The following is a 24,487-nucleotide window of genomic DNA, read 5'->3' as shown; positions in this document are numbered from 1 at the left end:
GGCTGCCAATGCATCGCCTGTTCTGGCACTTTTATCTGTTTATTTTTCTGGTGCTACTAGGCACCGGTTGGGCGGTGGAGCAGCTTTGGCAACAGTGGCAACCCTCAGCAGAGCCACCATGGCTCGATAGCTACACCGCCCTGCTGCAACAGCAGCTGCAGCAGCCCCAAAACCAGTGGCCACTGCATATTCCGCTAACCATTTCAGCACTGCCAAGTGATAGCATAAGTTGGTTGCCGGATGAAGCCGCCAAGCTACAACAAGGGCAGGTGCTGACACTGTTTGAAGCCGAGCGGGTATATTTCTATTATCAGCAGGGCGGCCAGCTATGGCGCCTGGGCCCGTTGCAACTGGTACAGGAAGATGGCGCCATCTGGTTCACACTATTATTTTTTGTGCTGTTGGCAGTCGCGGTTGCATTGTGGCTATGGCCGGTTGCCCGTGATATCCGGCTGTTGCAACGGCGTTTGCAAAAATTCTCTGCTGACGCTGAAACCCCTTTGCAGTTACCCGCCCGCTCCTTTATCGCCCCTATTGCTCACAGCTTTCAGCAAATGAGCCTGCAGATCCGTGAATTGCTGGCATTGCAACGGGAAATGACCCATGCCGTGTCACACGAACTTCGTACCCCTATAGCGCGACTGAACTTTGCACTGGAAATGGCGCAGCAACTGCCGCAGGAAGAACGCCAGCTGATGCAGCAAGATGTAAAAGAGCTGCAGCAACTGGTCGATGAAATTCTTGATTATGCCAGGCTGGAGACCGGACAATCGCCGTTACAGAAACAGCATCTGGATTTAACCGAGCTGATTGCCAACGTACAGGAAAAACTGACACCGCTGCCTGGTGCCGCTATATCACTGCAATTGCCTGACAAGGCCATGCTATATGGCGATGGCCATTATCTGGAACGCGCGCTGCAGAACCTGTTGGTTAATGCAAAAAAATATGCGGTGAGCCAAATCAGACTGACATTGAGCCAACATAAAAACCACTGGCAGATTGAAGTCGAGGACGACGGCCCAGGTATACCGCAAGCGCTGAGGCTGGATATTCTGAAACCATTTTTCCGGGCTGAAGCCAGCCGTAATAAACAGGCTGGCGGTTTTGGTCTGGGTTTGGCCATAGTGCAGCGTGTAGTGCAGTGGCATCAGGGTAGAATCGAAGTGGCCACCTCGCCCCTCGGCGGCGCACGTTTTGTGCTGATACTGCCACAGCGCGGCTGAGGCCTTTTGCAGTTATAGCCCCAGATTTTTCAGAAAGTCGTCATCTACGTCGACATCTGCACTGACAGTATTTTCCGGTGTATATTGCTGTGCATTCGCCAGAATATCATCCGGATGTTCCTGCTCGGTTTTATCAAACTCATGCAGCTGAATGAATTCGGTTTTATCCATCGCCAGTTCAAGATAGAAAATATTATGTTCCGGTGTGCTAAAGGTTACCCGGCGTGCCTGCGGCTGATCCAGCTGGGTGTTAACCAGAATTTGTACCTGTTTGTTAATCGCCATCATTTTCGGCTGGCTTTGGTTGATTGACGTATGCAGGTCGTAGCGCACCGTATTGGTAAAATCGCCAACTATCTGGTTCATCAACTCGCCCATCACGTTGCCTACTTCGTCAGAGGTATGAAACTGCGCCAACTCCTCTTCAGGCATGCCCATGCTCATCAGGTACTTTTTATAAATCTCCATTGCGGCCTGCGCAGTGAAATTAATAATAACCAGGCCTGAGAAACCGCCGTCAAACAGCACAAAGCAGCCCAGATCTGGCCGCAGGCAGGTTTTCTGAATTTTTTGCACCATAGGTGAATACGCAACGTTACTGTTGCCAGCGCCGGTTAGTACCTTGGTTACTGACTGGCACAATGTCAGCAGTATTTCATCTGTGGTTATAACTTTGGTTTTTTTCATTATCAGTTTCCCGCATCATCGATGCGCACAGTATACGCGTAATAACATTGCAATGGCTATTCTGTCCCGATAGCGGTCAGGTCATTATATTGCTGCAGGATAGCGGACAGTTCACCACTTTGTTGCAGTAATTCCAGCCCGTGGTTAAACACATCCTTCAGTACCGGATCCCAACACGCGGCCGGGTATTTTTGCCCGGTAAACAAATGATGCGTCTTTAAAGCCAAGTGGGGTGCAGTTTTAGCGGCCAGATAGTGCAGCACACGACGCTCACCTATGACCAGATCCACTCTGTTACTAAACAGCAACTCCAGCTGTAAACTCCGGTCGGCCAGCTCCAGGTAATTGGCATCTGCCACCGCAGCACTGAACTCAGCCCCCAGCACCTGCTGCGCCTGCTGATAAGCGACAATGCGCTTACCGGCCAGTTGCTGCAGGCTTTGGATCTCGATGCCTGAAGAAGCCAGACTGATTACCACATCCTCAAACGGCAGGTAAGGTTCTGTATAACTTGCCCCCTCTACCGGTACAGCCACCGGTGAGGCACAATCAAGCTTTTTGTCACTGAACTGCTTGAGCAACCGGCTGTAGCTATGCAGTTCGTACTCGACCTTGAAACCCGCCCGGCTGAAGATGCGCGATACCAGCTGATACTCGATGCCATCCAACTCACCGGCATCGTTATAAAATGACCAGGGAGCAGACAAGTGTAGCCCCATACGAATGGGCTCTGCGGCCTGTTGCTGAAACGCCAGCAGGCCGGCAAACAGACAAATAACCCCGTAAAATCGTTTCATGGCCAACACAACAGTATTTGCTTATATACGGCTATTAAAAAGCTTTGCCAGGCTAAATGCAAACCAGGCCAACCGGCAGACATATTTGTTAACCCATTTTTACACTATCACGTTAGCTGCAGCCGGGAAAAACGCGTATCATAAAACGCTGCGAAGTTAAGAGCCTGAATCAATGTCACATAAACCTGCTGGCTGGGTCATTCTGTTACTGGCCTCCATTGTTGCTACCACACCTTTGGCGATTGATATGTATCTTCCTGCCATGCCACTGATGGCGCAGCAACTGGATACCACTATAGGTATGGTGCAGCAGTCGTTAAGCATCTTCCTGGCTTTTTTTGGTGTCAGCATGCTGATATGCGGCCCATTGGCAGACAGTCTGGGCCGCCGGCCGCTGGCTATATTTGGTCTGACAGGTTTTGTTCTGGCCAGTATTGCTCTGAGTCTGGTTAGTTCTATTGAATGGTTTCTGGCCTGGCGTGCGGTACAGGCGCTGTGTGGCGCGGCTGCAACTGTTGTGGTGCCTGGTATAGTGCGGCATATCTATCAGGAACACACCGCCAAAGGCATGTCTTATGTTTCAATGATTATGATGCTGGCCCCGTTGCTGGCCCCGGCAATCGGCAGTGGCATTTTGTGGCTGGCCAACTGGCAGATGATTTTTGTTGCCCTAGCCAGTTATGCCCTGCTGATCCTGTTGCTGAGCTGGCGATATCTGCCTGAAACAAAAACTGTCACCGCGCACACAGCTAAACCATCCTTTTTATCAGGCTATAAGGTGGTATTCTCCAACGCCTCAGCACGGCCGGACATTGCCACTTCGATGTTCGCATCGTTTTCGTTTTTCTGCTTTTTGACTGCCGTGCCTTTTGTTTATATTAAGTTTTTTGGCGTCAACGAGCAGCAATTCAGTGTATTGTTCGGCGTAAATGTTGCAATGCTGATGCTGGCTAACTTTATCAACAGCAGGTTAGTAGTAAGGCTTGGACCACAGCGCATGCTGCGCGCAGGCCTTGCAGTAGCCGTTGTCAGCGCCAGTGCATTGGCACTGTTTAATTTCTGGAATTTTGATTTGGTCTATACGGTACTATCAATAGCACCTTTAATGGCCAGTCTGGGTTTAATTGCGACCAATGCCGATGCAATGATTCTGATAAAGTTTCCTGACAATAGCGGCACAGCAACGGCGGTTATCGGCACCTTGCGTTTTGGCATTGGCTCACTATCAGGCCCATTACTGGCGTTATTCTACAACGGCACGCCACTACCTTTTGCGCTGTTGATGTTGTCTGGTGTACTGTGCATCGCTGTCAGTCAGCTGTGGCATAAGACCACAGCACCGGCCGTGACAGCTGCGGCAGATTAAATCTTACAGGCTCCGCCACTACACTCATCATCATCGTCGCCATATTGTGGGTCGTCAGCACGCTCAAGTTCAGCTTGCTGCTGACGTTCTACATTATGTTCTGCCGCAGCAAAATCAAGGTGGTCCAGGTCGAAATCTAAGTCGTTCATAAGGTTTCCCAGCGTTAAATGTGGCAATAACTGGCATTGCAACCCTGCAGTGTCAGGTGCAGGGTTGAGTGTAGCAAAATGCTACTGCAGACTAAAGCGGCCAGAAGTACAACAAGGCCGGAACTGACACTGCGACAACAATTATTTCCAGCGGTAAGCCCATACGCCAGTAGTCTCCGAACCTGAAGCCTCCCGGCCCCAGAATCAACGTATTGTTCTGATGGCCAATAGGCGTCAGGAATGCGCAGGAAGCACCAATCGCAACCGCCATCAGAAATGTATCCGGGCTGGCATCAAGCTGGGCCGCAACGCTGATCGCTATCGGGCACATAACAGCCGCCGTAGCAGCATTATTCATAAAATCAGACAACGTCATTGTCAGCACCAGTAAAATAGCCAGCGCTACTATAGTGCTACCTGCCGATGCATACTGCAGCAACCACCGGGCCAGCAGTTCTGCCGCACCGGTGCTCAACATCGCCTCCGCCACCGGCAGCAACGCTGCTAGCAGCACAATAACCGGCCAGTCAATGACCTGATATACCTTGCGGATGGGCACCGCTTTAAACAACATACTGGCCAGTAACGCCGCAGCAAAAGATACTGCGGCAGGTAACACCCCCAGGGCGGCGGCCGCCACTGCTGCAAACATAATGCTGGCCGTCAGCCAGGCTCGGCGATTGTCCGGTACATTAATCGCGCGCTCTGCCAGTGGCACGCAGCCAAATTCACTGGCAAAACTGCTGAGCACTTGCGCATCCCCCTGCACCAGCAATACGTCACCGGCAGCGATCTCGGTGCGGCGTAAGCGTTTAATTGAGCGGTTGCCGCTGCGCGACAATGCCAGCAGGTTAATACCAAAATTGCTACGCAGGTTCAGGTTAGCTGCTGAGCGACCGATGAGCTGGGCGCTGGGTAATACTGCCAGCTCAAGCAGCACCATATCATCGGAGTTCATGGTGCCATTACCGCTGTCAGTGTCTTCTTGCTGCTCAGTTGCTGCGTTGTCCTGCGATTCTGATTTTGCTTCAGCTTCAGCATCGGCCCGGGCTGTTTCTTCCAGAGTCAAACCAAGCTCCGCCAGCAATGCACCTAAAGATTCCGGTTCTGCCTCTATCACCAGCACATCGTCGGCTACCAGCCGCCGGTAACCGGCAGGCACGGTTACCCTGAACTTATTCCGCACCAAACCAATAACCTGCGCATCGGCGTCTTCCAGCTTCTGTTCAAGCTCCGCCAAACGCATGCCATCCACTTTACTCTGAGCCGTTACCCGAACTTCAGTCAGGTAATTAGCCGTGTCAAAACCTTCAATACCCTGCTGTTTGCGCTTCGGTACCAGACGCCACCCCAGCAACACAATAAATACCACACCGCTCAGAGCTACCAGCAAGCCTACCGGGCTAAAATCAAACATGCTAAAACCAGTGCCCTGACTGCTATTACGAAAGCCTGAAACAATAAGATTGGGCGGCGTACCTATCATTGTTGTCATACCGCCGAGAATAGAACCAAAAGCTACCGGCATCAGGATTTGCCCGGGTGGAACGGCCAATTTAACCGCGGCCTGCATCGCCACCGGCATCAGTAACGCCATTGCACCGACGTTATTCATAAACGCAGATAACACCGCAACCAGCGCGGTCAACAGAGTTATCGTGGTCATCACACCGGCTTTGGCCGGTAATACCCGTCTTACCATCGCATCAACCGCACCACTGCTTTGCATGGCATAACTTAGTACCAGCACGCAGGCAACAGTAATAACCGCCGGATGGCCAAAGCCATTAAAAGCTTCGTCAGCTGGCACCAGGCCTGCAAACACGCAAGCCATCAGTGCGGCTAGCGCGACAACATCATGCCGCCAGCGCCCGTATATAAACAGGCCAATGGTCATCAGCAAAATGGTAAACAGCAGTGCCTGCTCAGTCGTCATATTGTTAAATTCTCGGGTCAAATAATCAATAGTGTTCACACTAGGCTGAACGCTGACTTACTGCAATACGTCGGCGCAGCAATTTCCCCACTGACAGATAATTGCTACAATAGCGCCGTTTGTTTACTTTCACTTTATTCAGCCAGCAGGAGCCACTTTATGACCACCTTAACTATTCAGACTCCGGACGACTGGCACCTGCATTTTCGCGATGGCGATATGCTGCGCGAAACTGTCCCGGCCACGGCTCGTCAGTTCGCCAGAGCAATAGTGATGCCTAATTTAGTTCCCCCGGTTACAACAGCCGCTATGGCACAGGCTTACCGTGAACGAATATTAGCGGCTCGCCCTGCTGGCAGCAGTTTTGAGCCACTGGTGACGTTGTATCTGACAGATAAAACCAGTGCCGCTGATATTATTGAAGCAAAACGTGCAGGTATTGTGGCTGCCAAGCTGTACCCTGCTGGCGCCACAACAAACTCAAGCCACGGTGTTGGCGCGCTGGACTCGCTTTACCCGGTATTTGAGACTATGGCAGAACAGGGCATGCTGCTGCTGATCCATGGCGAAGTGACAGAGCATGAAATTGATATCTTCGACCGTGAAAAAGTGTTTATCGACCGCTACCTGCAACTTATTGTAGCCCGCATACCATCACTAAAAGTTGTGTTTGAGCACATCACCACTGCTGATGCTGCCAGCTTTGTTGCGCAAAGTTCCGCTAACGTGGCAGCAACCATCACGCCACAGCATTTACTGCTAAACCGTAATGATCTGCTGGTAGGCGGCGTCAGGCCACATAACTACTGCTTGCCGGTATTAAAGCGCCGCACACATCAGGAAGCGCTGCGCGCCGCTGTCGCTACCGGTTCAGCTAAATTTTTCCTTGGTACCGACTCGGCACCACATGAAAAGCACCGCAAAGAATCAGCCTGCGGCTGTGCCGGCTGTTACAGTGCCCACAGTGCAATAGAGCTTTATGCTCAGGTCTTTGACGATTTAGGTTGTCTGGATAAACTCGAAGGTTTTGCCAGCCACTATGGCGCCGACTTCTACGGCCTGCCGCGCAATAAAGGCACTGTTACACTGGTAAAACAGCAGTGGCAGGTTCCTACCGAAATAACCTTGCCAAACGGTAACCCTATAGTGCCGTTTTATGCCGGTGAAACCCTGAACTGGAAACTGGTATAGCCCTGCTGCTTCAGGCTGCCGTTGAACCTGCCAAATAGTGATTTGGCAGCTTTTTTTGCGCCAGCTCTTGTTGCCCGCGTTGGCTTGTGGCATAACTGCACCTTGTTAAATGACAATTATTTCTATTCTCAATTTAGTATTTAGCTTATGAAAACATTATGGGACATGCCGCGTGGACAAACGGCTGAGATCGCAGCTATTACCCAGACACTGCCGCAGCAGATCCAACAGCGTCTGTTCGAGATGGGTTTCGAGCCGGGCCGGGCGTTAACCTGCGTGCAGCGTGGGCCTTTTTCAGGCCCAGTCGTGGTCACCGTGGCAGACTGTGTATATTCGCTGGAGCAGGCTATAGCCAGAGAAATCCATATCCGCAGCAGCTGAATGCCGGCGGTTAAAGGATGTTGTATTAGCTGAATGTGAAAACAGGTTGTGTTATGAAACGTATTATTCTGGTAGGCAAACCAAACTCTGGTAAAACCCTGTTGTTTAACCAGCTTACCGGCCTGAAACAAAAGGTTGCCAATTTTCCGGGTGTAACAGTAGAGCTGAAAAGCGGCCAGTTTGCTGGTTACCAGGTAGTCGACTTCCCTGGCGCTTACTCATTACATACGCTGTCGAAAGACGAGCAGATCGCTGTGGAAAAGCTGCATGAAGCGCTGCTGGATGACAACACTGCACTGATTGTCTGCAACCTCGATGCAACGCGATTGGAAAGCAGCCTGGTATTTGGTCTGCAGGTACAGCGCCTGGCAAAGCAGCATAACAAAGCGCTGATCTTTGCGCTGAATATGATTGATGAACTGGGGCGTTTCGGCCATCACATCGACACAGCTGCTCTTAGCAAGCAGCTGGGTAGCCCGGTTTATGCTATTTCAGCCCGCACTCTTGAAGGGATTGCTGAATTTAAAACGGCACTGCAACAGGATGCGGCTGCAGCCAGTGCTATTCCCGAGCTGTCAGATTTGCGTCCGGATGCAGCAAGCGATCTGAAGCAAGCCCGGCAACTGGCGGCTGAACACGGCATCAAAGATACCGTAGTGCTGAAAAATCAAAACCGTATCGACAGCTTTATGCTAAACAGCATCAGCGGCAGTGTGATGTTTCTGTTGGTAATGTTCTTTCTGTTCCAAAGTATTTTTACTTTCGCCACCCCGTTGATGGATGCGGTGGAAAGTATCATCGCTTATATTGCCGAAGTGCTCACCGAAGCCCTAGGCCCGGGCGTGATACACGATTTTATAAACGATGCAGTATTTGGCGGCCTGGGATCATTTTTGGTGTTCGTGCCACAGATCATGGTGTTGACGCTGATTATCGGCCTGTTGGAAGACAGCGGCTATCTGGCACGCGCTGCGCTTATCTGTCACCGCCCGCTGAGTTACTTTGGCTTATCCGGTCGTAGTTTTATTCCCTATTTGTCAGCGCATGCCTGCGCTATACCGGCCATTATGGCCGCCCGCACCATAGAATCGCCACGTAAACGGCTGATCACCATGCTGACTATTCCGCTGATGTCCTGCTCCGCCCGCCTGCCGGTATATGCACTGTTAATTGCCGTGTTTATCCCGGATATTCAGTACCTTGGTGGTCTGGTTAACCTGCAGGGTATAGCGTTTTTTGCGCTGTACTTTATGGGTATTCTGACGGCGTTAATGATTAGTCTGCTGTTGTCGCGCTCAGATAAAATTGAACCCACTGCCACGGATATGCCGTTTATTCTGGAGCTGCCAACCTACCGCCTGCCACACTGGAAACCTCTGCTGCAGCGTGTACTGCAAAGCGGTAAGCACTTTATTTACCGTGCTGGCCCGGTGATTTTTATGGTATCGGTTGTGATCTGGGTATTGAGTTACTTCCCGGCGGGCGGTGACGACCTGGCACATTCTTATCTTGGCACTATAGGTCACTTTATCGAGCCAATCTTTGAACCGCTGGGTCTGGACTGGCGCTATGGCGTAGCCATTTTACTGTCCTTCCTGGCGCGTGAAGTGTTTGTTGGTGCGCTCGGTACCTTGTTTGGTGTCAGTAATGCTGACGAAAACGTCGCCGGTCTGGCCGAAAACATTCAGCAGGATGGCTTGGCGTTAGGCGCAGGTCTGGGTATTCTGTTGTTCTATGTGGTCGCCCTGCAATGTGTGGCAACAGTAGCAACATTAAAAGCGGAAACAGGCAATAACAAGCTGGTAATAGGTGTAGTCGTTGCTTATGGCTTGCTGGCTTACCTGCTAGCTGCGATTACCTACAACCTGATTGGTTGATGTGGAAAAACACAAAAGCCCTGCTGGTTAATCCTGTAGGGCTTTTTCATATTCAAGGCTGAACTGATCAAACTCTGATGCCGACATACTGAGCACTATATCTGTAGCTGAAAAATACAGCTCACCCAGGTTCTCAAAATAAATTGGCTGACCATACTGCTGTGGTGATAAACGCCGTTTAGTTTCGGTATTGCATAACTGCCCGTTTTCACTAACCCACATCTTTCTTTCCTTAGATAAAATGTACACAGAGAATAAACAACCTCATTTTACCTATTTATGTTACTTTGTAAACAATATGAAAAAACCTAAGATAAAATCGCAGCATTCAATTTTTCAGATAACTTATCAACCGCTCCAATGCCCGATAACTTAGTGCTTCCATTAAATGTGCCCGGTTTATCTGATTTTGTTGTTGCAGATCTGCAATACTACGCGCCACTTTAATTATCTTATGATAAGTGCGGGCCGATAATTTAAAGCGATGAATAGTATCTTCAAGAAAGCGGGCATCGGCCTGTTGTAATGGGCAAAAATCTGCTATTTCACTGCCACTTAGCCTGGCATTAGCTTTGCCCTGTCGCGCCAGTTGTAACTGCCGAGCAGCCAGCACCCGTTCGCGCACACTGGCACTGCTTTCTTCCTGGGTGTGCTGACTTAACATCCCCTTAGGTAACAGCGGCACTTCAATCTGTAATTCAATACGATCAATAAAAGGGCCGGATAAGCGGTTCAAGTAGCGCATGACTTGCTCCGGCGTGGCGCGGCCATCCTGATGGTGACCGGTTGGGCTTGGGTTTAATGCTGCCACCAGCTGAAACTGTGCCGGAAATTCCGCCTGCCGCGCAGCACGGCTGATATGCACAACACCGGTTTCCAGTGGTTCGCGCAGTACATCCAGCACTTTGCGCGGAAATTCCGGCAGTTCATCTAAGAACAAAATGCCATGGTGGGACAGCGATATTTCCCCGGGACGAGGCACCGAACCACCGCCGACCAATGCCACGGCTGAACTGGTATGATGCGGGCTGCGGAACGGTCTTTGCTGCCAGTCGGTTAAGTTACGCTGCAAACCGGCAATCGAATATATAGCTGCGGTGGCTAACGCTTCCTGTTCTGTCAAAGGTGGCATAATTCCCGGCAGACGCTGCGCCAGCATCGATTTACCAGTGCCTGCCGGCCCCAGCATCAGCAAATTATGCTCACCCGCTGCCGCTATCTCCAGCACCCGCTTGGCATGAGCCTGACCTTTCACATCTGCTAAATCCGGCTGCGAAGTTACCACCTTGGCCGGCAACGCCGGAATAGCCGGTAATGCCTGCTGTGCCAGTAAAAAGCTGTGCACCTGCAGTAAATGCTCAGCGCCATGTACAACCACTTTAGGCACTTGCTGCGCCTGCTGCGCATTTAACATCGGCAGCACTACTTCACGGCCGGCATCGCGGCAGGCAATAGCAACCGGGATCTCACCCACTATCGGCCGGATCTCCCCTGATAACGCCAGCTCGCCACAAAACTCACAGCCGAGCAAACTTTTCTCTGCCAGCTGGCCCGAAGCAACAATAATGCCCAGCGCAATCGGCAAGTCGAAGCGGCCACCTTCTTTGGGCAGATCTGCCGGGGCTAAATTAACAGTGATTTTACGGTCCGGAAAAGCAAAACCGCTGTTTACCATGGCGCTGCGCACGCGGTCACGCGATTCTTTGACAGAGGTTTCCGGCAGCCCCACCAGTTGAAAAGCAGGCAGGCCATTACTGATATGTACTTCAACGGTAACCAGCGGCGCATCTAAACCATGACGGGCGCGGCTGAACACAACGGCCAATGACATCCTGTCTCCCTGGCGATAATAGAAATAAAAGATAAATAATGTTTAGCATAATGTTAATAATAAACAAGGCTAAATAATCTGTTTAGCTTACAGCCCGATAGAGACTACACTGGATACCACAGCATGGATGCATACAGTTATCAGCCCAAGCTGTTGGCCGGATTGACGAAACAGGTTTTGGAGCAGCATATGAGGCAACGTTGGTTAAGCTGGGTTTTGGCGCATCCATGGCAGGTTCTGCTCAGTACGGCCTTGCTGGTGATCCTGATGAGTGCCGGTATCAGTAAGCTGGCTTTTCGTGGTGATTTTCGCATCTTCTTTTCTGCCGAGAATCCGCAGTTGCAGGCATTCGAGCAGATGCAGGATGAGTTTAACAAAACCGATAATATTCTAATTGGTGTCGCCCCCGCAGAAGGTACGGTGTTTAGCGCCGATATGCTGACACTGCTAAAGCAACTGACTGATGCAGCCTGGCAAACGCCGTATTCTATCCGGGTAGACTCAGTTACCAACTTCCAGCACACCGAAGCGGATGCTGACGATCTGCTGGTTGAAGACCTGCTACTGGATGTCTCGCAACTAAACACAGACAAAATCGCCAAAATTGAACGCATTGCCCTGAGCGAACCAGCCTTGGTCAACCGGCTGATATCTACCGACGGCCGGGTCGCAGCGATTAATATTACCGTGCAGCTACCTGAGCAGGACAAGAATAAAGAAGTGTTTGATGCTTATGAGTATGCCCGGCAATTAACATTGCAGTTTAAGCAGCAGTACCCGCAGACGGAGTTTCATCTGGCGGGTGTGATAGCGATGAACCATGCGCTGGCGTATGAAGCCGAGCACGATGCCAGAACGCTGATCCCTTTTATGTTTTTAGCCATAGTGCTAATGCTGGCACTGCTGTTGCGCTCGGTTTCGGGCGCAGCAGCAACTATTGTGATCATTGCTATCACTATTACCAGCACACTGGGTCTGGCCGGTTGGGCCGGCATATTTTTAAGTACCGCGACCGTAAACGTGCCAACCATACTGATGACACTGGCGGTGGCGGATTGTGTGCACATTATTGCCTCGATGCAGTTTGCATTGTCACAGGGTGAACAAAAATCTGCCGCCATTCAATACAGTATGCAGCGCAATCTGGTACCGGTCTTTATTACCAGCTCAACCACCGCAATTGGCTTTTTAACGTTAAATTTTTCCGAAGTGCCTATACTGGCAGACCTTGGCAATATGAGTGCCGTCGGCGTCATGCTGGCGTGCCTGTTCAGCCTGGTGGTGTTGCCGGCGCTACTGCAGTTATTACCGCTTAAAGCCGGTAAGCAACAGCAGCAAAAAGATAGCCTGATGGATGCGCTGGCCGGTTTCATTATCCGCCGGCATAATCTGTTACTGCCAGCAATGCTGATATTAATGCTGGGATTCTCTGCTCTTATTCCACTGAATAAAATTAACGATGAAGCGGTAAAATATTTTGCCCCTGAAACCCAGTTTCGTCAGTCGATGGATTTTCTGGATCAGCATTTAAGCGCTTCTGCCTCTGTCGATTTTGCCCTGCACAGCGGTGAAAGCAGTGGCGTAAACCAACCAGAATTTATTGCCGCCGTCGAACAGTTCAGCAACTGGCTGAAGCAGCAGCCAGATGTTATCCATGTCAATACCGTCAGCGACACCTTTAAACGGCTGAACCAGAATATGCATGGCGACGACCCGGCGTATTACAAACTGCCTGCTCAGCAAGACGAAGCCGCGCAATATCTGTTGATGTACGAAATGTCGCTGCCGTATGGGCTGGATTTGAATAATCAGCTTAATCTGGATAAAAGCGCCACCCGTATTACCGCCTCGTTGAAGAATATGGGCAGTAAAGAAATTACCCAGTTTGAGCAAAGTGCACTGGCCTATCTTGCCAACCATTATCCGCAATACCAGGCCAGCGCAGCCAGCACAGCGCTGATGTTTGGTTATATCGGCGAGCGCAATATGGCGTCGATGCTAAAAACGCTGCCGCTGGCACTGGTGCTGATTTCATTGCTGCTGATTTTCAGCCTGCGCTCCTGGCGCATGGGGCTTATCAGCCTGTTGCCTAATATTGCTCCGGCGGCTATCGGCTTTGGGATCTGGGGCTGGTACAGTGGCGAGATAAATCTTGGCCTGTCAGTGGTCGCCAGCCTGAGTCTGGGTATTATTGTCGATGACACCGTGCATTTTCTGGCCAAGTATCAGCATGCACGGCAGGAAGGGCGGGATGCAGAAGCCGCTGTACGTTATGCGTTTAACAGTGTCGGCCGGGCGCTGTGGATCACCACTGCTGTGCTGGTAATAGGGTTTAGCGTACTAATGCTATCCAGCTTTCGGCTGAATTCTGACATGGGCCTGTTAACGGCTATTATTATTCTGACTGCGCTGGTGATTGATTTCCTGTTTCTGCCAGCCTTCTTACTGAAATTTGACACCAAGGACAGCAAACGTCATGCGTAATTATTTACTCACACCACTGCTACTCATCAGTTTGGGCCTGGCCTGGCAACCGTTTAGTTTGGCGGCCGATGAAGCCAAAGGCCTGCAAATAGCCAAAGAGCGTAAAAGCCGCGACATCGGTTGGGGTGACAGCGAAAGCCAAACCACTATGGTGCTGCGTAATGCGGCCGGTGATGAAAGCCGCCGCGAAATGCGTACTGCTGCACTGGAAGTACAGGGTGATGGTGACAAAGGCCTGACCATATTTGACGAGCCGCGGGATGTACGTGGCACAGCCTTTCTAAACCATTCGCATCCAACGGCTGAAGATGATCAGTGGCTGTACCTGCCTGCCGTCAAGCGGGTAAAACGGATAGCGTCGCGCAATAAGTCCGGCCCCTTTATGGGCAGTGAGTTTGCTTATGAAGATTTAAGCTCATTTGAAATCGAAAAATACCGCTTCAATTATCTGCAGGACGAGCCATGCGGTGACAGTAACTGTTTTGTACTGGAGCAAATACCTGCAGATGAGTTCTCGGGTTACAGTAAAAGCATTGCCTGGCTCAGTCAGCAACATTATCAGCCGGTAAAAGTTGAGTATTACGACCGTAAAAATACCCTGCTTAAAACACTGACCTTACAGGATTATCGCCAATATCTGGACAAATACTGGCGGCCACATAAACTGAGCATGGTAAATCATCAAACCGGTAAAAGTACGGATTTGCTGATCCATAAAATTGAGTTTAACACCGGCCGCACCGCGGCAGACTTTGATACCAATGCGCTGCAACGGGTGCGTTAGCAGCAGGATAAACCAGTAATGCACAGATTAATACCCGGCGTTGCCCTGATAGCAACACTGGTAACCGCCGTCCCGGCGCAAGCAGAAAGTGTTGTACTGGGCCCGGTACAAAGCACGGATACCTTGTGGAAACTGGCCACCCAGGCCAGACCTGACGAGGGTGTCGCTATGGTACAGGTGGTCTATGCGCTGTGGCAGGCCAACCCTGATGCCTTTAGCGGCCAGAATATTAATATGCTGCGTGCCGGAGCGCAGCTGAATGTACCGCAGCGCAGCGAGATGCTGGCCACCCCGGTCGCCAGAGCCAGACAGTGGTACTATCAGGCTATTGCTGCCAAGCCCGGTCGTCTGGCGAAAGAGCCGGCGCCAGTAGCAAAGCAAAACACTATCCCTACCAGTATGGCCACGGTAAAAACTGGTGCCGCTGTACATCAGTCTGGCCCTGCGACACCGGTTGCGGCAGCGGCAACGCCAACAACACCATTACACACAGCGCCGCCCGGCAAACCGGCAACAAGTAAAGCGACAATGCCGGAAACAGCCGATGAAAGCTGGCTGCAACAGCTCAGCCGCGATTACACCCTGACACTGCAGCAACGTTATTATCCGCAGCAAGGCGAACAAGGCCAGGCAAAGTCTCACAGTAGCGTCGCCTTCAGTGCAGAATGGGTATGGCAGAGCGATGACCGCAATCATCAGTTAGCGTTTGAGCCTTATCTGCGCTTTGACCAGCGCGACAGCGAGCGTAATTTGGTCGATTTACGCCAGGCTTACTGGCAATACGCCGGTGATGGCTTTGATGTCAAAGCGGGGGTTGATATCGTATTCTGGGGGGTGACCGAGTCTCAACACCTGGTCGATGTTATTAACCAGACCGATTTAGTCGCCCATATCGACGGTGAAACCAAGCTCGGCCAGCCGATGCTGAACTGGAACCTGTATGGTGCTGGCGGCACCCTGTCGATGTACCTGCTGCCGTATTTCCGCGAGCGCACTCTGGCCGGTGCCGAAGGCCGTTTGCGGCCACCTTTGCTGGTCGACACCGATCAGCCGCTGTATGAATCAGCTGAACAAGAAAACAACCTCGATTTCGCCCTGCGCTGGAGCAGGCAGTTTGACGCACTGGATCTGGCGTTAAGTTATTTTGAAGGTAATAGCCGCGAGCCAATCCTTGTGCCAGGCCAAAACAATGAATTGCAGCCGCTTTATCTGCAAATGCAGCAGCTGGGCCTGGAAGCGCAGCTGATTAGCGGCAGTTGGATCTGGAAACTGGAAAGTATTTACCGTAAAACCCGGCAGCAAGATTTTGTTGCGGCTACGGCTGGCTTTGAATATACCCAGGTTGGCCTGTTTGACAGTAACTGGGATTTGGGCTGGATTGCTGAATATCAATACGATAGCCGGGATGAACAGGCACCCCTGCCCGGGCAGAACGATATGTTTATAGGTACCCGCTTTGTTGCCAACGATGCAGCTGGCAGTGAGATCCTGCTGGGTCTGGTGCAGGACCTGGACAACAGCGACAGCCGCAGCGGCAAAATCGAGGCTTCGATGCGGCTATCTAACAACCTGCGGCTGCGGCTCGACGCCTGGTTTTTCCAGAGCGACACAAACTGGGAACCATTGTATTACATCCGCCGCGATGACTACCTGCAGCTGAGTCTGGACTATTATTTCTAAGGCCGCTGATTATCTGTCACCCTGCGCCGGCGGCGCTTCGAGGATCAGCTTCAGGTTATCCAACCCCTGTTGTAAATCTGCGGCTATGATGGCCTCAACATCCATCACCAGCAACATCAGGTTCATCGGATAAGGCATATGGCCTGCAAAGCCCCAACTAACCCGGGTTTGGTCCGGCGCTATGGCGTCGGTTGTCATATACGCAGGTGAAACCGCTTCAAACGGCTGATAAAAACGCAGCTCAAAATCTATCCGCTCTGCTTCTTTAATCGCTTTAATTTCCTGTTCACCGCTGCCGACATCCGGGTTATCACTTTGCCAGGCCGAGACAAAACCAACAGTGCCATCGACACCGCGGTAAGATTTCTGCATATTCGGATCCATCGCGGCCCAGACACTGAAATTATCCTGATTGCCGAGGAAACGGATATAGTCAAACACCACCTGAGCCGGCTGTTGGATCATTACCTGGGTTTCTACTTCGTAATCCTGCTTCACAAACAACGCTGTAACCAGCGGTATTGCCAGCAGAATGCCAAGCACCAGCAATATTTTCTTTATCATTATGCATTATCCTTATTGTTATAGCTGCGCTGACTGCGTTACCGGCACAACCTTGCTTACCGCCATGCGGCAACGCTGCTAAGCGGTGCAAATTTCCGCTTAAACATAGCTGGCTTTTTGTTAACACTCCAGCTTGCTACGAAATAGCCAGCCCTGCGACGGCGAAATAGCCTAATTCACCAGATGTTAGCGTGAAAGGCTAACAGAGCGGCAACACTAAAACCGTTAAATCTATATATAACAATCAGTTAAATTCAGGCACTGATTTTGCTTTAGTTTTACTATCCAGACAGCAGATTAAACAATCTCACCACTATTTCTACATACTTTACAAGGAAGCGAAATGAAAACATCTGTTCTGACAATTGCCGCCGCCACCCTACTGAGTGGGTGTGTTATTTACGTTGGCAACGGCCACGCCGGTGATCTGCAACACGAAGAGCGCACTCTGGCATTGGGTGCCGCCGACCTTAAGCAACTGGTAGCCGATACCGGGGCCGGCAAACTCGATATTATTGGTGAAGAAGGCCGCAGCGACGTTGAAGTCGTGGCCAATATTTACTACTACGACGCTGAAGACGTTCGCCTGTCACTGGTTGACAGTGGCAGTAATGCCAAGCTTGAAGCCGGTTTCGACAAGTCGTTCTATTCTGGCAACAGCCCTTATATCGATCTGACAGTAAAAGTGCCGGCACGTTTTAGCCTGAAACTGGATGATGGCTCAGGCGATACAGATATCCGAGGCCTGAAAGGCGATCTGTATGTTGACGATGGTTCCGGTGATTTACAAATCCAGGGCGGCGCCAACGCTGTGATAGAAGATGGCTCCGGTAATCTCAGCATCCGCCAGCTCAGTGGCAAACTGCAGGTAGAAGATGGCTCTGGCGATCTGCATATCAGTGACGTAGCCGGTGATGTCAGCATTGATGATGGCTCAGGCGATCTGACCGTTAACAATATTGGCGGCACGGTAACGGTAGATGATGGCTCTGGCGATATACTGGTTGACGGTGCTGCAGGCCTGACCGTTGTGAACAGTGGTTCGGGCGGGTTAAAAATCAATGCCATTAACGGCCCGGTGAAAATTAACGATTAAGCACATAAATTTGTTTTATTTTATGCTGCCGCATTTGGCTTAAGGCAAAACTGCGGTAGCATTACGCCTTTGTGCTTAGCATTCAGGCGTTATGACAACCGACACAGCTTTTCCTCTTAGCCAACAGCAACTGGAACAATGGTTTGACGCGGTGACGTTTCACCGTGCTCAGGCATACCTGCAAGCCGGTAAAGTGGTGAAGCTGGAGTACAAAAGCGATCTTTCTGACATCAGCGCTCAGGTTTGGGGCGCAGCTTTCACGCCATACCGGCAGTTTATTACCCTTAAAAACACCAGCGACGGCTGGCAGCTGCAAAACCGCTGCACCTGCCCGGTGGGTGCCAACTGCAAGCATGTACTGGCAGTGCTGCTGCGGCTACAACGTGATTACCAGCAAGACAAACTAAAACTGGAACAACAACCGGTACGACAACTGAATCAGTGGTTTGAGCAGGTAGAGCAATCTTTAGCCCCGCCAGAGGATGACAAAGATGTGGTGTTGTATCTACTGTCTTATGGCCAGGCCGGGTTACAGCTAAGCCCGCGGCGGGTGCGGGAGAGTAAAAAAGGCGGTTATACCAAAGGCGTTGCCATTGGTAAGTATGATTTAGTCGCACCGACAATACCGCACTGGATCGAGCAGCATGATTACCGTTTACTCAGTTATTTCCGCGCGCAAAGCCTACGGGACTTACCGCTGCTGGAAGGCGATTGGGGCTATCAGCTATTGCAGCAACTGCTTGGCAGTGGCCGCTGTTTCTTTTCTGAAGCGCGCTACCCGGTGACAGAAGGGCCAAAACGGCCGTTACAGTTTGTCTGGCAAAATACTGCTGCCGGGCAGCAGTTAAGCTGGCAGCTTGACGATGCTGATCGTGATTTTGAACTGGTGTACACAGACCCACCCTGTTACCTGGATACCAGCTACTACCAGATTGGCGCGCTGGACACCCGGCTTAGCAGTGAGCAGCTGAAATTACTGAATAAAATGCCACCAATACCGCAGCAGGCCTTATTACCCAGCATCAGCCGCCTGCAGCAACTGTTCAACCAGACCAGCCTGCCAGTACCTTCTGCTGAAGGTTTAAAGCAGGTAAAAAGCCGCCCTCGTCCGGTGCTGCAACTAAAAATGCTGCCACACAAGCTGAAAAGCCGCAGTGAACCCACCGCAGTGCTGCAGTTTCAGTATGCCGGTTATCTGCTGCCACTGGATTTAAATCAGGCACAAACTGAACTGGAACAGGACGGTGTGACGGTTTTTGTGAAACGGGAGCGCAATACAGAAATTTCGGCGCTGGAGCAGTTAGTCGAGCTTGAACTCCAACAACTGCCTGCCTTGCCGGCGCCATATACAGAGCACAGCGCTTTTGGTGTCGGTGACGGACCGGACAACCCGCTGCTGTGGCAACCGTTACTGGATGCCTTGCCACAGCTGGAACAACAGGGCTGGCATATTGCCCGTGATGAAAACTTTAACCTGGACATTTTAACCGGCGATCCTTATCTCGCGGTGCAGGATAATGCCGTGGGCGGCTTTGCATTAGCGATTCAGGTCGACATCGATGGCACTCAGGTCCCCTTGCTACCACTTATCAGTCAGTGGTTACGCCAGCACGGCCTGCCTGATGCCAATAAGCCTATCTGGTTATCATTGCCACAGGGCAAGCTGGCCTTGCCGGTAGCATTGATCCAGCCGTTTATTGATACCATTATCGAACTGTTAAACCCGAACAAGCCGCAATTCAGCCTTGATTTACCAGCCTATAAAGCCGCCTTGTTGCCCCCCGAGAGCGCAAAAGATATTCAGTTTTTAAATGCGCAGCGCGCACAGCGTTTAAGCAGTTTACTGCATAACTTTAACGGCATACCGCCTTGTGAAACGCCGCACGGCTTACAGGCGTCGCTGCGTGATTATCAGTTACAGGGCTTAAGCTGGCTGAACTTCTTACGCGAATTTGGCCTCGGCGGTATACTGGCAGATGATATGGGTTTGGGTAAAACCTTACAAACGTTAAGCCTGCTGCTGAGTATAAAGCAGCGTGGCGAACTGACCCAGCCGGCGCTGATTGTCTGCCCGACCAGCTTACTGGGTAACTGGCTGGCCGAAGCGGCACGCTTTACACCGCAACTACGGGTGCTGCAGGTGCATGGCAATAAACGCCAGCCATTATTTAATGAACTTGCCGATTATGATGTGATAGTCACCAGCTACCCGTTGGTGGTGCGCGACCATAAGTATTATCAGCAACAGCCGCTTTCTGCCGTGATCCTGGACGAAGCCCAGCATATAAAAAATGCCGGCAGCCAGGCCGCTAAAGCGGTGCGTTTACTTAAAGCCGGTTTTAAACTGGCGCTATCCGGCACCCCACTGGAAAACCATTTAGGTGAGCTCAAATCTATCTTTGATTTTGTCTTGCCCGGGCTTTTGGGTAACGATGCGCACTTTAATCAGGTATACCGCAAACCAATTGAAAAACATGGTGATACTGAACGCGCTCATGCGTTAAAAGCACGAATCGCGCCCTTTATGCTACGCCGCACTAAAGCCCAGGTTGCCAGTGAGCTGCCGGAAAAAACCGAAATTGTGCAGTTGCTGGAACTGGAAAGTGACCAGCGCAACCTGTACGAAAGCATCCGGCTGGTGATGGAAACCAAAGTACGGGAATTGTTCGTGCAAAAAGGCGTCGCGGCCAGCCAAATTCAGTTTCTTGATGCCCTGCTAAAACTGCGTCAAGCCTGTTGTGACGCCAGGCTGGTGCCGGTAGAGCACGCCCGCTCAGTACAAACGAATGCCAAACTGCAATGGCTGCGTGACACCCTGCCGGAAATGCTGGAAGAAGGCCGTAACATACTGATTTTCAGCCAGTTCGCCAGTATGCTTACGCTAATTGAGGATGAGCTGACTGCATTAGGTATCAGCTACAGCAAGCTAACCGGCCAGACCAAACACCGTCAGCAGCAAATAGATGCCTTTCAGCACGGCGATACCCGGGTGTTTTTAATCAGCTTAAAAGCCGGTGGCACCGGGTTAAACCTGACCGCCGCGGATACTGTTATCCACTACGACCCGTGGTGGAACCCGGCAGCGGAGGCGCAGGCAACCGACCGCGCTCACCGTATCGGCCAGCAAAAAGCCGTGTTTGTGTATAAGCTGATCGCTAGTAATACGGTAGAGCAAAAAGTGCAACTGTTGCAGCAACACAAGCGCCAGCTTGCCGACCAGCTGTTTGCCGGTGGCAAGGGCCAACCGTGGCAAGGCCAGGCTGAAGATTTACTGGCGCTGTTCAGCAGCGACTAACGTCTTTTAGTCGGCATACCACATTCTGGCCTGCCGCGCCGGCAGGCTGAAGTTAAAACTGCCGCCGCTGATATACACCAGATTATTGCCGCTTAAGACATCGCGGTAATTGCGGTACCAGTAAAAACGATTGTGGGTACTCACATTAAAGCTCTGGGTACTGCTGCATTTATTAATACCCACTATACCTTCCTGACCACGGCGGAATAATATTGCACAGTCATTCCAGGCCAGCATTTCCATGCCTTGCCCCTGCATACGGTTATGAAAATTCAGCATTTTGCTGATATGGTCAGCTTTATAGGCATTAACCCAGCGATTACTGTCAGTGCCAGTGCTGTCGCTGAAAACCAGCGGCTTACCACCGTCGCGCCCCATAACATAGGCATAGGCCAGATACTCATCGGTTGGGTCCATGATCAGGTAACGAAAACCATCATTTGTCGGAATGTCGTGGGTAATGGTGAAGGTGACGGCCCGGCTATTCTGCAGCGCCTGGCCGTAAGATGCCGGGCTAACTAACTGGCTTAAACTGCCACCAAAGCCAAACGCAGTGCGGATAGCGTTAAATAACGGGAAATCATAGGCTTTATGATCGGTATATTGCAGGTACGGCGCTAAAAAACTGTCGTACTCGTTGTTACCGGCGCCGCCGCTGGTAATAATTTCACCAAACAGGTACATGCCGTTTTTAATGTCGCTGGTGAAAATTTCATTGATATGCCAAATCGTCATATGCTTGGCCGCATCGACCCTGAAACCTTTGACACCCAGGTTTTTCAATGCCGTCAGGTAACTGCGCTGCTGCTGCACCACCCAGCTGTTCGGGTTTAAATCCGGCAAACCGCTATCACCACTACCGCCACATAAGCGGTAATTCTGTACCTGCCAAACGTCATTGTAATTGCTGATACAGTTTGCCGGGTTAAAGTCGGCGCTGCCAAACAGGCCCTGGGTTAAATTGCCGAATAAACGCTGGTTATTCCAGTAAATGCTGTTGCTACCATAACTGTTTACTGCGGCCTGACCGGGAAAGTCGGTTGCTCCATTACGCTCATTAGCCATATGGTTTAATACAATATCGGCGTATACATCCACTTTCCGCGCCGGGTCAGTATCATTTAACGCATTGATCATATTTACAAAAGCCTGCTTATTACCTTTGCAGTGATCTATTACGCGCAGATCCTGCGGCTGATACCGTTGCCACCAGGCGCAGTTAGCGGCATTAGATTTCAGTGGTGGTGCTACCAACACCGCTTTATAACCGAGGTTTTTTATCTCAGTAGCTTTGGCAGCGACCTCGTCATAGTGCCAGTCGAACGCGTGCAAAATGGCGTCAGCACTGGCGTTATTGCCAAATAACAGCGCCGCGGCGGCATACAGCAGCCACAACTGACGTTTTAATACAGAACTGATTACTTGCATTGGTCTATCCCTTATTTTCATTAGTTTATGCAAGCCATCCATGAACCGACGTGTTGCTACCATTACTTAGCAACACGGTGTTATTGACTACAAGCTCCGTTAACACCTGCTCAGCCTACGCCTTACCGGCGTTTATTTATTGCTTATATACGCCAAATTTACACTTTAGCTACAACAGGAACAAAGTATCTCATTGACCCTGTGCCACAGTGGATTTAGGCTTAGTGATGACTTCCTTAACTCCTTCGACAGCAGGTAAAGCAACGATGAAAAACCTGACCGAGCATTTAAGCCATTACGCGCTATACCACCGTGATGAGCGCAATATACTGACCCATTACGCCGGCATTCCACTTATTATGGTGGCCGTATTTGCTTTATTGTACTGGCCGCTGTTTAGCCTGGCGGGCGTTGCTATTACGCCTGCGCTGCTGCTATTTATTGGTGGTATGGCGTTTTATCTGCGGCTGGACCTGCGTTTTGCGCTGATTATGTTTATCTTCAGCGGCATCAGTTTTCTGCTGGCTGCACAGTTGGCCAGCCTGCCATTTGGTATCTGGCTGGCAAGCTCAGTTGGCCTGTTCGTGGTGGGTTGGGTACTGCAGTTTGTCGGCCATTACTATGAAGGCAAAAAACCGGCTTTTGTTGATGACCTGATCGGCTTGCTGGTTGGGCCCTTGTTTATCGTGGCAGAACTCGGGTTTAAACTTGGCCTGCGCAAACCGCTGCAGCATGATATCGAGCAGGTTGCCGGGAAAACGCATTAAGTCAGCTACTGCTGACGACGAAATATGTTAGCAGAACTCAGCTTATTCTAAGTCAACCGTTGGAGCCCCGGATGGGCGGAAACGAGCCCCCAGGGAAGGGTTTACGGCGTGTTGATGTGAATAAGGTGAGTTCTGCTTAGTAGCACCATAGTGATGTCACTGAAATAAGTAGTAGTGAATGAAATTTGTCGCGTTATTTAGCAGCTATTTGCTGCTGTTATGTTCTGTCTTTACCTTAGCCGCCCCCACAAACTTTGATCAGGCCAAACGCTTAGCCCAACGTATTCATGCGCCCGAAGCGACGAGCTTTTATTGCGATTGCGCTATTCGCTGGCAAGGCAAGAAAGGCATACCCGATTTAGCTGGCTGTGGCTATCAGGTGCGTAAAAACGGCCCGCGTGCTAACCGGATTGAATGGGAGCACGTGATGCCGGCGCATCATTTTGGCCATCAGCGTCAGTGCTGGCAAAACGGTGGCCGCAAAAATTGCGTAAAAACCGATAGCACCTTTCGCGCTATGGAAGCCGATTTATACAATCTGGTACCAGCCATAGGTGAGGTAAATGGCGACCGCAGTAATTACCGCTTCGGTGTTTTGCCATCAGCCTCTGCCCAACATGGTGCCTGTCCGGTTAAGGTTGATTTTAAACAACAAGTGTTTGAACCTGCTGCCGCTGTACGCGGTGATATCGCCCGCATTTATTTTTATATGGCCGATAAATATAACCTTAACCTGTCGCGCGCTCAGCAACAGCTGTTTATCGCCTGGCACAAACAAGACCCGGTAACCGCGCAGGAACGCGACTTGAACACGCGCATCAGCCAGCATATGGGCCACGATAACCCTTTCGTCAGCGGCAAGCGAGAATGGCAGTTAGGCTATAAAACAACAGGGTATGGCCTGGTTGTTTCTCAATAAACATTAAAAATGCGTTGCTCAATGTTCAC

General features: G+C 50.9%; 20 protein-coding genes. 12 read left to right on the top strand and 8 right to left on the bottom strand.

Going from position 1 to position 24,487, the window contains the following annotated elements; translation table 11 throughout:
* Nucleotides 1–8 precede the first annotated feature (8 nt).
* Nucleotides 9–1,226 carry an ATP-binding protein gene (locus LHL18_RS06990; RefSeq protein ID WP_226766365.1) on the top strand — a complete coding sequence of 406 codons (1,218 nt, stop codon included), beginning with the start codon at nt 9–11 and terminating at the stop codon, nt 1,224–1,226.
* A 12-nt stretch (nt 1,227–1,238) separates the two neighbouring features.
* Here the strand turns inward: LHL18_RS06990 and LHL18_RS06985 are convergent, their stop codons facing one another.
* On the bottom strand, nt 1,239–1,913 hold the full coding sequence (locus tag LHL18_RS06985) for a DUF3334 family protein (RefSeq protein ID WP_134052863.1): 675 nt from the start codon (nt 1,911–1,913) through the stop codon (nt 1,239–1,241).
* A 56-nt stretch (nt 1,914–1,969) separates the two neighbouring features.
* A complete protein-coding gene (locus LHL18_RS06980; RefSeq protein WP_226766364.1) occupies nt 1,970–2,710 on the bottom strand; it encodes a substrate-binding periplasmic protein in 741 nt (246 codons plus the stop codon).
* Nucleotides 2,711–2,882: 172 nt separating this feature from the next.
* Here LHL18_RS06980 and LHL18_RS06975 point away from each other — a divergent pair, with 172 nt between their 5' ends.
* On the top strand, nt 2,883–4,076 hold the full coding sequence (locus tag LHL18_RS06975; protein ID WP_226766363.1) for a multidrug effflux MFS transporter: 1,194 nt from the start codon (nt 2,883–2,885) through the stop codon (nt 4,074–4,076).
* Here the strand turns inward: LHL18_RS06975 and LHL18_RS06970 are convergent.
* On the bottom strand, nt 4,073–4,225 hold the full coding sequence (locus tag LHL18_RS06970) for a hypothetical protein (protein WP_166670394.1): 153 nt from the start codon (nt 4,223–4,225) through the stop codon (nt 4,073–4,075). The genes LHL18_RS06975 and LHL18_RS06970 overlap by 4 nt on opposite strands.
* Nucleotides 4,226–4,316: 91 nt before the next feature.
* Nucleotides 4,317–6,161 (bottom strand): SLC13 family permease, encoded by a 1,845-nt coding sequence (locus tag LHL18_RS06965; protein WP_226766362.1) that lies wholly within the window; start codon nt 6,159–6,161, stop codon nt 4,317–4,319.
* 159 nt (nt 6,162–6,320) lie between these two features.
* Between LHL18_RS06965 and pyrC the strand changes: the two genes are divergently transcribed.
* From pyrC to feoB, 3 genes are all read left to right on the top strand, one after another.
* Nucleotides 6,321–7,352: a dihydroorotase gene (gene pyrC, locus LHL18_RS06960; RefSeq protein ID WP_226766361.1), complete on the top strand. Its 1,032-nt coding sequence runs from the start codon at nt 6,321–6,323 to the stop codon at nt 7,350–7,352.
* Between the two features lie 147 nt (nt 7,353–7,499).
* Entirely contained in the window at nt 7,500–7,733 is a 234-nt protein-coding gene (locus tag LHL18_RS06955; RefSeq protein ID WP_134052873.1) for a FeoA family protein, read from the top strand.
* Nucleotides 7,734–7,786: 53 nt separating this feature from the next.
* On the top strand, nt 7,787–9,610 hold the full coding sequence (feoB, locus tag LHL18_RS06950) for a ferrous iron transporter B (protein ID WP_226766360.1): 1,824 nt from the start codon (nt 7,787–7,789) through the stop codon (nt 9,608–9,610).
* Between the two features lie 27 nt (nt 9,611–9,637).
* On the opposite strand, the gene LHL18_RS06945 is transcribed toward feoB, so the two are convergent.
* Together LHL18_RS06945 and LHL18_RS06940 are read right to left on the bottom strand one after the other, a co-directional pair.
* Complete coding sequence (locus LHL18_RS06945; RefSeq protein ID WP_134052878.1) at nt 9,638–9,832, bottom strand: hypothetical protein; 195 nt, start codon at nt 9,830–9,832, stop codon at nt 9,638–9,640.
* A 106-nt stretch (nt 9,833–9,938) separates the two neighbouring features.
* Nucleotides 9,939–11,441: a YifB family Mg chelatase-like AAA ATPase gene (locus tag LHL18_RS06940; RefSeq protein ID WP_226766359.1), complete on the bottom strand. Its 1,503-nt coding sequence runs from the start codon at nt 11,439–11,441 to the stop codon at nt 9,939–9,941.
* Nucleotides 11,442–11,564: 123 nt separating this feature from the next.
* Here LHL18_RS06940 and LHL18_RS06935 point away from each other — a divergent pair, with 123 nt between their 5' ends.
* From LHL18_RS06935 to LHL18_RS06925, 3 genes are read left to right on the top strand one after another with little or no spacing between them, the layout of a single operon-like run.
* Nucleotides 11,565–13,925 carry an efflux RND transporter permease subunit gene (locus tag LHL18_RS06935; protein ID WP_226766358.1) on the top strand — a complete coding sequence of 787 codons (2,361 nt, stop codon included), beginning with the start codon at nt 11,565–11,567 and terminating at the stop codon, nt 13,923–13,925.
* Nucleotides 13,918–14,709, top strand: coding sequence for an outer membrane lipoprotein-sorting protein (locus LHL18_RS06930; protein ID WP_226766357.1), 792 nt, complete (start codon nt 13,918–13,920; stop codon nt 14,707–14,709). The genes LHL18_RS06935 and LHL18_RS06930 overlap by 8 nt, the downstream gene beginning before the upstream one ends.
* An 18-nt stretch (nt 14,710–14,727) precedes the next feature.
* Nucleotides 14,728–16,389 (top strand): FimV/HubP family polar landmark protein, encoded by a 1,662-nt coding sequence (locus LHL18_RS06925; protein WP_226766356.1) that lies wholly within the window; start codon nt 14,728–14,730, stop codon nt 16,387–16,389.
* Between the two features lie 9 nt (nt 16,390–16,398).
* Here the strand turns inward: LHL18_RS06925 and LHL18_RS06920 are convergent, their stop codons facing one another.
* A complete protein-coding gene (locus tag LHL18_RS06920) occupies nt 16,399–16,953 on the bottom strand; it encodes an SRPBCC family protein (RefSeq protein ID WP_226766355.1) in 555 nt (184 codons plus the stop codon).
* A 343-nt stretch (nt 16,954–17,296) separates the two neighbouring features.
* On the opposite strand from LHL18_RS06920, the gene LHL18_RS06915 reads away from it, so the two are divergent.
* Entirely contained in the window at nt 17,297–18,049 is a 753-nt protein-coding gene (locus LHL18_RS06915; protein ID WP_226766354.1) for a DUF4097 family beta strand repeat-containing protein, read from the top strand.
* A 91-nt stretch (nt 18,050–18,140) separates the two neighbouring features.
* Nucleotides 18,141–21,344, top strand: a complete 3,204-nt coding sequence (locus LHL18_RS06910) for a DEAD/DEAH box helicase (protein WP_226766353.1) — start codon at nt 18,141–18,143, stop codon at nt 21,342–21,344.
* A gap of 6 nt (nt 21,345–21,350) precedes the next feature.
* Here LHL18_RS06910 and LHL18_RS06905 read toward each other — a convergent pair whose 3' ends face one another.
* Entirely contained in the window at nt 21,351–22,772 is a 1,422-nt protein-coding gene (locus tag LHL18_RS06905; protein ID WP_226766352.1) for an alpha-amylase family protein, read from the bottom strand.
* A 266-nt stretch (nt 22,773–23,038) separates the two neighbouring features.
* Between LHL18_RS06905 and LHL18_RS06900 the strand changes: the two genes are divergently transcribed.
* Nucleotides 23,039–23,539: an Mpo1 family 2-hydroxy fatty acid dioxygenase gene (locus LHL18_RS06900; RefSeq protein ID WP_226766351.1), complete on the top strand. Its 501-nt coding sequence runs from the start codon at nt 23,039–23,041 to the stop codon at nt 23,537–23,539.
* Nucleotides 23,540–23,717: 178 nt separating this feature from the next.
* Entirely contained in the window at nt 23,718–24,458 is a 741-nt protein-coding gene (locus LHL18_RS06895) for an endonuclease (protein ID WP_226766350.1), read from the top strand.
* Nucleotides 24,459–24,487 lie beyond the last annotated feature (29 nt).

Source organism: Rheinheimera aquimaris (assembly GCF_020531985.1).
GTDB lineage: Bacteria > Pseudomonadota > Gammaproteobacteria > Enterobacterales > Alteromonadaceae > Alishewanella > Alishewanella aquimaris.
The sequence above is the reverse complement of the archived record's forward strand: the minus strand, read 5'-3'. Positions and strand labels throughout refer to the sequence as shown.